The organism is Alistipes sp. CHKCI003, assembly GCF_900021155.1.
In the GTDB taxonomy this organism is placed as follows: Bacteria; Bacteroidota; Bacteroidia; order Bacteroidales; family Rikenellaceae; genus Alistipes; species Alistipes excrementavium.
Map to the genome: position 1 here is coordinate 1 of NZ_FCNT01000045.1, position 510 is coordinate 510.

Here is a 510-nt window from a genome sequence, read left to right on the forward strand (position 1 = left end):
GTCGTTCAGCGTGTTGTAAACGACATATCCGTCTTCGTTGTCGATCGTTATATTGTATTTGCTCGGTTTCATAACATGCGTTTCGAAACTTCGGGGAACGGCAGGGCTTCCGAAGACGCCCTGAGAAAAACGGAATCGAAAGTCGTTTCAGCAGCCTAACTGAGTACCGCACGCGCTGTTGTTTTCAAAGTCGGTTTTTCCGCCACCGCATCTACAAGTTGTCCTGCAATTCCTGTTCGAGCATTCGTCGCTGTTCATCGTATCTTGCGGACAATTGGTATTATCACAATAGCCCTTGTTTTTAAGATCCGCCATCGCCGGGAGGCTCATATCCACATCGGCGAATCCGCCCGTCAGCTGCCCAGCCTCGTCTTCGGTAAGAGGCTGCACCTTCTCCCGGAAGGTCATGAATTTCTTCGCTTGCATAGTTTCGGTGTTTTCGAGCGCCTACTCTTTCGTCGGGTTTTCGGCATTTCCCCCGGTTACCTTATAACATGCTGCTCGCATTCA

1 protein-coding gene is annotated in these 510 nt (G+C 50.2%); it reads right to left on the reverse strand.

Translation table 11 applies throughout. The annotated features are described in order from the left end of the window. Positions 1–147: 147 nt before the first annotated feature. Entirely contained in the window at positions 148–426 is a 279-nt protein-coding gene (locus tag BN3659_RS05615; protein ID WP_091535246.1) for a hypothetical protein, read from the reverse strand. Positions 427–510 lie beyond the last annotated feature (84 nt).